Source organism: Streptomyces minutiscleroticus, assembly GCF_014650875.1.
GTDB classification, from domain to species: domain Bacteria; phylum Actinomycetota; class Actinomycetes; order Streptomycetales; family Streptomycetaceae; genus Streptomyces; species Streptomyces minutiscleroticus.
The window spans coordinates 183221-191545 of the sequence record NZ_BMVU01000006.1; the positions used below are offsets into that span (position 1 = coordinate 183221).

Below are 8325 nucleotides of genomic sequence, written 5' to 3' on the forward strand. Positions count from 1 at the left end.
GACCCTGTTCCGTCACCGCACCGTGGAAGGCAGACAGCCGTATGACACCGGCAGCACACGGACGCCGGGGCCGCGCGCGGAAAGGGCCCGCCCCGGCGGGGCCGCGCCGCGCCGTCCGCGCCCGGTTCGCCTCGTTCCCCCTCGCGGCGGCGCTGCGCGGGGCCGTCGCGCTCGCCGCGCCGCTCCTCGTCGGCGTGCTCACCGGATGGGTGACCCTCTCCGTGATCGCGGGGATCGGCGCCCTGTGGGGCGTGGGCCAGGACGGTTCCGACCCCTACCGGTCGCGCGTCCGGCGGTTCCTCGCACTGGGCGCGGCGGCCGCGGCCGGCCTGGCCGCCGGCGAGGTCGCCCTGCGCAGCGGGCACCCGGCGGCCGTGACGGTCTGCCTGGTCGTGGCCGCGCTGCTCGGCGGCGCGGTCAGCCTGCGCGGACGGGTGGCGTCGGTGGCCGGCATGCACCTCCTGCTCGGCGTCACGATCGGCAGCGGCATCCCGGTGCCGGGGCCCTGGTGGCACGCGCCCCTCGCCCTCTTCACCGGTGTCCTCCTCATCCTGGTCCTGTCCGCCGCCCCGTGGCTGTGGCGCCGGAACCACGACGAGCGGGCCGCCCTGCTCGCCGTGTACCGCGCCGCGTCCGCGGCGCTGGCCGCGGCCGGCACGCCCGGTGCCACCGACGCCCGGCGGCGGCTCACGGACACCCTCGACAACGCCCACCAGGTGATGGCCCGCCATCTCGCGCCCGGCCGGCGGCCGGAGCCGGACCCGCGGGTCGGCGACCTGCTCACGGCGTTCCGCCTCGCCGTCCGGCTGGCCGAGGCCGTCACCACGCTGCTGTGGGAGGCGCGTCCGCTCCCGGCGGCCGTGACGCGCGTCCCCTCGGTGATGGCCGCGCGCCTGCTGCCGGGGCGCGGCGGGACCGCGCCCGCGCTGCCGGACGTCGAGCCGGACACACCAGGGCTGCGCGCCCTCGCCCACGTGTGCGCGGCCGCCGACGCCGAGTGGACCGACGACGCGGCCCTGCACGTCCCGGCTCCCCCGCGCGCGGGCCGCTCCGCACACCTGCGCTACGCCGTCCTGCTGGCCGTGTGCGTACTCGCCGCGCAGCTGTGCGCCGAGGTCATGCACGGTCCGCGCAGCTACTGGCTGCCCATGACCGTGGCCTTCGTCTACAAGCCGGACTTCGGCCCGGTCTTCCGCCGCGCGCTGCACCGCTGCGTCGGCACGGTGGTCGGCGTGGCCGCCATCGGCGCGGTGGCGCTGCTGACGCAGGACACGTACGCCCTCATCGGCGTCGTGGCGCTCTTCGGCGCCCTGATGGCCGTCGGCGTGCGCCACCACTACGCGCTGGCCACGACCGGCCTGACCGCCGTCGTCTTCGTCCTGGTCGACCTGCTCGGCGACGACCGGGCCCTGTACGTGCCGCGCATCCTGGACACCGCGCTCGCCGCCGCCATCGTCCTCGTCGTCCACTTCGCCGTCTGGCCCGACTCCCTCACCCACCGCGCGAGCGCCCGGACCGAGGCCGCGCTGGACGCCGCCCTGCGCTACCGCGACCTCTCCCCCGTCGTCACCCCCGCCCAGCGCCAGGCCCTGCGCCGCACCGCCTACCGGCAGCTGGCCGAAGCGCGCAGGACGGCCGCCCACGCCCGCCGCGAACCGGGCCCGCCGGGCCGCAGGCTGCCGGACTGGGAGGAGACCATCACCGCGGCGGAGCAGCTGTGCGACGCCGTGACCGCCCGCTCCCTCGGCGCCACCGCGTCGGCCGCGCACACGGCGTCCGCGGGCTCCTCGGCCCGCGCGAAGCGAGAATGAGGAAATGGATCTTCAGGTACTCCGGTCCTTCCAGGCCGTGGCCGAGGGCACGACGGTGACCGATGCCGCGGCGGAGGCCGGTATCACCCAGCCCGCCCTGTCGCGGGCCCTGAACCGGCTGGACGAGGAGGTCGGCGCGGCACTCTTCCAGCGTGTCGGCCGGGGCCTGCGGCTCACTCCGGCGGGACAGGTGTTCAAGGAGTACGCCGACTCCATCCTGGACAGCTACGACCGCGGCCTGCGGGCCGTGGCCGAGGTCGTCGACCCCGACGCGGGCGTCGTGTCCCTCGCCTTCCTGCACACCCTGGGCACCTGGCTCGTGCCCCGGCTGGTCACCGGCTTCCGCGAGTCCTCCCCCCAGGTCCGGTTCGAGCTCCACCAGGCGGGTGAGATCGGCCTGGCCCAGCACCTGCTGGACTCCACCGCGGACCTGATCATCACCAGCAAGGACCCCGGCCATCCCCTGATCACCTGGCGCCGGATCCTGGTCGAGCCCCTCTGGCTCGCCGTCCCCACCCGCCACCGCATGGCGCAGCGCCGCCGGGTCCGCCTGGCCGAGGTCGCCGAGGAGCCGTTCATCGTGCTCAAGCCCGGATACGGGCTGCGCAACGTCACCGAGACGCTGTGCCACCAGGCCGGCTTCTCCCCGCTCGTCGGCTTCGAGGGCGAGGAGGTCGAGACCCTGCGCGGCCTCGTCGCGGCCGGCCTCGGCGTCTCCCTGATCCCCGCCTCCTCCCGCGCCACGGCCCCGGAGACCGGCCCGGACCTCCCCGTCCGCTACCTGCAGATGACCGACGTGCACGCGGCCCGCGACATCGGCATCGCCTGGCTGGCCTCCCGCAGCCTGCCGCCGGCGCCACGGCGCTTCATGGAGCACGCCCTGAAGGCCACGGCCGGCCCCCGCGAACCGGGCGCGCCCCGCTGACGGCCGGCCCGGCCCGCCTCCCGCGGCACCGTGCCGGGCGCGGCCCGTCCCGTACCCCTGGTGTCCCGGGTCCGTCGCGCCCCGGGAACCTCACAGCTTCAGGTCGCGCCGTCGCAGCGCGGTCAGCCCCGCCGCGACCAGCGCCGCCGCCAGCAGCAGGAGGACGAGGACCGGCCGCCACTCCATGGGCCCGCCCGGCAGCTTCGGGAGGTGGCCGAACGGCGACAGGTCCAGCACCGCCCGCGGAACGTCCAGTGCGGGACCGACCCAGCCGATCAGCAGCACCGCGCCGGCCACGCCCCAGGCCGCCGTCGCCGCCCGGGGAACCGCGCCGTGCAGCAGCACCGCCAGCCCGCCGACGACCCAGACCCCGGCCACCTGCACCAGGCAGGCGCCCAGGATCGGCCCGGCGTCCCTGCCGTACCCGAGGGCGAAGCCCGCCCCGGCCAGCAGCATGATCAGCGCGGACCCGCCGAAGGCGACCAGCAGGTGCCCGGCCGCCCAGCGCAGCCGGCCCACCGCGTTCGCCAGCACCGGCTCCGCGCGTCCGGAGGTCTCCTCGCCGTGCAGCCGCAGGACGGAGGCGACGACGTACAGCGCGGCGATCAGTCCGAGCATGCCGACCATCGCCGACACGAACGCGTCCGCCACCCCGGCCTGTCCGCCCATCCGCTCGATGATCCGGCGGGCGTCGTCGTTGTCGCCGACCAGGTCGGCCGCGCCCTCGGTCAGCCCGCCGTAGACCGCCCCGGCGAGGAGGAAGCCGATGCTCCAGCCGAGGACGCCGCCGCGCTGCAGCCGCCAGGCCAGTGCCGCGGCCGAGCCCAGGCGGCCGGCGGCCGGTCCCGGCCGGGTGGGCAGGAAGCTCATGCCGAGGTCGCGGCGTCCGGCGAGCGCGTACGCCGCCACCGCCTGCGCGGCGACGGCCGCGGCGAACAGCAGGAGCACCCACCAGCGTTCACCGGCGTACGGGCGCAGGTTCTCCAGCCAGCCGAGCGGGGAGAGCCAGGTCAGGGCCGACGAGCCGTCGTCCGTCACCGCGTCGCCCGCCGCGCGCAGCACGAAGGCGGCGCCGAGGACGCCTGCGGTCAGCCCGCGGGCGAGCCGGGCGCTCTCCGTCAGCTGGGCGACGATCGCCGCCATGGTGGCGAAGACCATGCCCACGCCGGCGAGTCCGAGCCCGAAGGCCAGTGCCCCGCCGGTCCCCTGTCCGGACAGCTCCGCGACGACCGTCAGGGCCAGTGCCGCGTTCGCGGCCGCCGCCGTCAGCAGGGCCGCCGTGAGGGAGGCGCGGCGGCCCACCACGCCCGAGGCCACCAGCTCCTGGCGGCCGCTCTCCTCCTCGTCCCGGGTGTGCCGGACGACGACGAGCAGGCTCGTCACAGCCGCCAGCGCACCCGCGTACACGCCGACGCGCCAGGCGGTGAGCGCGCCGAGCGAGTCGCCGAGGACCGGGCCGACCAGCGCGCGCAGCGAGGAGTTGGCGGCCATCTGCGCGACCAGGTCGGCGCGGGCGGCGGGAGTGGCGTACAGGCTCTTCAGGGTGTTCGGCATGGTCAGGACCATGAGCCCGTTCACCCCGACCCAGACCGGGATCAGCAGGCGGTCGCGGCGCAGGGCGAAGCGCAGCAGGGTGCCCGTGCCCGCCAGCTGACGGGACGCGCCCGGCCGCACGGCGAACGCGGCGGCGGTCATCGCGCGCTCACCCCTTCGGGCGCCTCGTCCTGGTAGTGCCGCAGGAACAGCTCCTCGAGCGTCGGTGGCGTCGACGTCAGCGACCGTACGCCCGACGCGCCGAGGGAGCGCAGTACGGCGTCCAGCTTGTCGGTGTCGACCTGGAGGCGGACTCGGCGGCCCTGCCCCGGCCCGGTCCGCCGGACCTCCAGGCCGTGGACGCCGGGCAGGCGCGACAGCCCGTCGGGCGGCCCGGCCAGTTCGGCGGTCACACTGGTGCGGGTGAGGTGGCGCAGGTCGGTGAGGGAGCCGCTCTCGACGGTGCGGCCCTTGCGGATGATGCTCACCCGGTCGCAGAGCTCCTCGACCTCGCTGAGGATGTGCGAGGACAGCAGGACCGTGCGGCCGCGGTCCCGCTCCTCCGTCACGCACCGCTGGAAGACCTCCTCCATCAGCGGGTCGAGACCGGAGGTCGGCTCGTCCAGGATGAGCAGGTCGACGTCCGAGGCGAAGGCGGCGACCAGGGCGACCTTCTGCCGGTTGCCCTTGGAGTACGTCCGGCCCTTCTTGGTCGGGTCCAGCTCGAACCGCTCGATCAGCCCGTCCCGGCGCCGCGCGTCCAGACCGCCGCGCAGCCGGCCGTACAGGTCGATGACCTCGCCGCCGGAGAGGTTGCGCCACAGCGTCACGTCGCCGGGGACGTACGCGATCCTGCGGTGCGCCGCCACCGCGTCCGCCCACGGGTCGCGGCCGAGGATCCGGGCGGTGCCGGAGTCGGCGCGCAGCAGGCCGAGCAGGACGCGGACGGCGGTGGACTTGCCCGCGCCGTTCGGGCCGAGGAAGCCGTGCACCTCCCCGGCCCGGACCTCCAGGTCGAGGCCGTCGAGCGCGTGGGTCCGGCCGAACGACTTGTGCAGCCCGGACACCTCGATGGCCAGGTGTGATGTCTCCATGCTTCGGAAGCTACGGCACTTTCAGAAATTTGTGAAGATAAGGAAGCTGGTGAATCTTGGTTAGGATGCGGTCATGACGGAGTCGAAGGCAGTGGAGCGGGACCCGGAGTCGGTCTCGCGGTTCGTGGAGCATTTCGCGGCGCAGCTCGTCGAGGCCGGACTGCCCCGGATGCCCGCCCGGGTCTTCGCCGCGCTGCTCGCCTCCGACAGCGGCGCCCTGACCTCCGCCGAGCTGGGCGAACAGCTGCGGATCAGCCCGGCGGCCGTCTCCGGGGCGGTGCGCTACCTGGCGCAGGTGCACATGCTCTCGCGCGAGCGGGAACCGGGCTCGCGGCGGGAGCGCTACCGGGTCCACAGCGACCAGTGGTACACGGCGCTCACCAACCGCGAGGCGATCATCAAGCGCTGGGAGAACGCCCTGCGGGACGGGGTGGCCCACCTGGGCGCCGAGACCCCGGCGGGGCGCCGGCTGAGCGAGACCCTCGCGTTCTTCGAGTTCATCGAGAAGGACGTCGCGGAGATGATGGAGCGCTGGCGGGTCTACCGCGAGGAGAGGTTCGGCTGAGGCCGGCCCCGACGCCGTCGCCGGAGCGAGGGCCGGCCCCGGCGCTCACCATGTGGGGACGCCGGACCGCCGCACGGCCGGGGACCGGTGACCGCAGGCCGTCCGGCCGCCGCGGGCACCGAAGCCGCGAGCACCGAAAAGGAGAAGCCGTCGGACGGTGCCCCCGGATACCTTCGGCCGCATGGCTGACGAGGAATACGGACACCCGCGGCTGGCCGCGCTCTACGACTCGCTCCACCCCGACCGCAGCGATCTCGACGCGTACGCCGGGATGGTGCGGGAGTTCGGTGCCCGCCGGGTGCTCGACCTCGGCTGCGGAACGGGCGTGTTCGCCCTCCTGCTGGCCGGACGCGGGATCGACGTCGTCGGGGTCGACCCCGCCCGGGCCTCGCTCGACGTGGCCCGGGCCAAGCCCGGCGGCGAGCGGGTGCGCTGGATCTGCGGTGACGCCGCGGCGCTGCCGCCGCTGCGCGTCGACCTGGTGACCATGACGGCGAACGTCGCCCCCGCCATCGCCGACCCGCACGCCTGGCGGCAGACCCTGCGGGGCGCCCACGACGCCCTGCGGCCCGGCGGACGCCTCGTGTTCGAGACCCGCGACCCGGCGCGGCGCGCCTGGGAGGGGTGGACCCGCGAGGCGTCACACCGTGTCACGCGGGTCCCGGGTGTCGGACCGGTCGAGACGTGGGTCGAGGTGACCGGGCGGAGCGGGCCGCTGGTGACGATCCGGTGGACCTACGCGTTCGCCGCGGACGGCGAGGTGCTGACCTCCACCTCGACGCTGCGCTTCCCCGAGCGGGAGGAGGTCGAGGCGGAACTCGCGGCACAGGGCTACGTCGTGGAGGGGGTCCGCGACGCCCCGGACCGGCCGGGGCGCGAGTTCGTCTTCGTCGCCCGGCGGCCCGCGTGACCGCGCGCCGTACGCGGCCGCGGCGGCCGGGGGGCGGTGCGGCGGCCGGGGGGCGGTGCGGCGGCCGGGGGGCGGTGCGGCGGCCGGGCGGGGGCGCCGGGGCGAGGCGGCGCTCAGCGCGTCGGTTCGACGAGGTCCTGGGTGCCGACGACCGCGAGCAGGTCGAGCAGGTCGGCGCTGTCGGTGCCGACCGCGGGGGTGAACCAGAGCAGCCGCTGCCGGCCGTCCTCGCTGAACAGGTTGAGGCAGTTGACCTCGATCAGGCCGAGCACGGGGTGATCGATGCGCTTGCGGTCGTCCCGCCGGAACGCGACGTCGTGGTCGGCCCACAGCGCGGTGAACTCGGAGGACAGGTCGAGCAGTGCGGCGATCAGCGAGCCGGCTTCGGCGTCCTTCGCGTCCCGCCGGGCGGCCGCCGCCCGCAGATCGGCGACGAAGGCACGGGAGTGGCCCTCGTGGTCGGCCTCGGGGTACAGCTTCCGGGCGTCGGGGTCGGTGAACCACCGGTACACGAAGCTGGCGCGGGGGCCCCGGAAACCGGACTGGTCCCCGAGCAGCGCCACGGCGAGCGGGTTCTGCACGAGCGTGATGTGCAGGTCGGTGATGACCTGCGCCGGCGTCGACTTCATCCGGTCGAGCAGGTCGAGCATGCCGGGGTGGACGTGCGAGGCGGCCCCGCCCTGCGCGGGCACCGGACGGTCCGCCAGGCGGTAGAGGTAGTCACGCTCGTCGGCGGTCAGGCGCAGCGCCCTGGCCAGCGCGGCGATCATCTGCTCGGACGGCTGGGACCCGGCTCCGCGTTCGAGTTCGTTGTAGTAGTCCACCGACGCTCCGGCGAGCTGGGCGACCTCGTCGCGGCGCAGCCCGGGCACCCGGCGCCGGGGCCCCGTGGGGAGTCCGACGTCGGCCGGGCGGATGCGTGCGCGCCGCGAACGCAGGAAGGCCCCCAGTTCGGTGTATTTCGCAGAACCCATGCCCTCCATTCTGTGACCCGGGGGGCCGCCGACACAGGGGATCCCGTCCCCTGGTTCCGCCGGCCGCGTCGCGCCATGCTGTCCGTCGGGTCCCCAACCCGCCTCCTCCCACGGCGGGTTGCCGTTCCGCACCCGTACCGGCAGACGCCCGTCAGAGGAGAAGCACCCATGCCCTTCGCCCATTTCAAGGTCCCCGCGGGCACCCTGACCACCGAGGACAAGAAGAAGATCGTCGAGCGCACCACCGACCTGTACGCGGAGATCTACGGTGAGCGGGCCCGTCCCACCACCGTCGTCCTCGTCGACGAGGTCGCCGACGGCGGCTGGGGCGTCGGCGGCGACGTCCTGACCGCCGCCCTGCTCAACGGCGGCGCCTGACCGCCCGTCACACGCGTGACGAGCGACAACAAACCTAAAGCTGAACCTTAGGGTTACAGTTTCCGGACCGTCGTCCGCGGTGCATGCGCGGGACGGGACTCCTTTGGAGGGGAGTCCCGTCCCGCGCATGCACCG

The 8325-nt window shown here is 75.2% G+C and carries 8 protein-coding genes; 5 read left to right on the top strand and 3 right to left on the bottom strand.

The features are described 5' to 3' along the window. The first annotated feature begins 41 nt into the window (after positions 1–41). Positions 42–1811 carry an FUSC family protein gene (locus tag IE271_RS10835; RefSeq protein WP_190190016.1) on the top strand — a complete coding sequence of 590 codons (1770 nt, stop codon included), beginning with the start codon at positions 42–44 and terminating at the stop codon, positions 1809–1811. Positions 1812–1815: 4 nt separating this feature from the next. Further along, the gene (locus IE271_RS10840; RefSeq protein WP_190190017.1) at positions 1816–2736 is read left to right on the top strand and encodes a LysR family transcriptional regulator; all 921 of its coding nucleotides are present in this window, start codon (positions 1816–1818) and stop codon (positions 2734–2736) included. A 90-nt stretch (positions 2737–2826) separates the two neighbouring features. On the opposite strand, the gene IE271_RS10845 is transcribed toward IE271_RS10840, so the two are convergent. Together IE271_RS10845 and IE271_RS10850 are read right to left on the bottom strand one after the other, a co-directional pair. Beyond that, positions 2827–4431 carry an ABC transporter permease gene (locus IE271_RS10845; protein WP_190190018.1) on the bottom strand — a complete coding sequence of 535 codons (1605 nt, stop codon included), beginning with the start codon at positions 4429–4431 and terminating at the stop codon, positions 2827–2829. After that, positions 4428–5363: an ABC transporter ATP-binding protein gene (locus tag IE271_RS10850; protein WP_190190019.1), complete on the bottom strand. Its 936-nt coding sequence runs from the start codon at positions 5361–5363 to the stop codon at positions 4428–4430. The genes IE271_RS10845 and IE271_RS10850 overlap by 4 nt, the downstream gene beginning before the upstream one ends. A gap of 73 nt (positions 5364–5436) precedes the next feature. Between IE271_RS10850 and IE271_RS10855 the strand changes: the two genes are divergently transcribed. Further along, entirely contained in the window at positions 5437–5928 is a 492-nt protein-coding gene (locus tag IE271_RS10855) for a GbsR/MarR family transcriptional regulator (RefSeq protein ID WP_190190020.1), read from the top strand. A 181-nt stretch (positions 5929–6109) separates the two neighbouring features. Beyond that, complete coding sequence (locus tag IE271_RS10860; protein ID WP_190190021.1) at positions 6110–6838, top strand: class I SAM-dependent methyltransferase; 729 nt, start codon at positions 6110–6112, stop codon at positions 6836–6838. A 113-nt stretch (positions 6839–6951) separates the two neighbouring features. Here IE271_RS10860 and IE271_RS10865 read toward each other — a convergent pair whose 3' ends face one another. Continuing rightward, positions 6952–7821: a helix-turn-helix transcriptional regulator gene (locus tag IE271_RS10865; protein ID WP_190190022.1), complete on the bottom strand. Its 870-nt coding sequence runs from the start codon at positions 7819–7821 to the stop codon at positions 6952–6954. A 159-nt stretch (positions 7822–7980) separates the two neighbouring features. Here IE271_RS10865 and IE271_RS10870 point away from each other — a divergent pair, with 159 nt between their 5' ends. Beyond that, on the top strand, positions 7981–8190 hold the full coding sequence (locus tag IE271_RS10870) for a tautomerase family protein (protein WP_190190023.1): 210 nt from the start codon (positions 7981–7983) through the stop codon (positions 8188–8190). Positions 8191–8325: the final 135 nt, after the last annotated feature.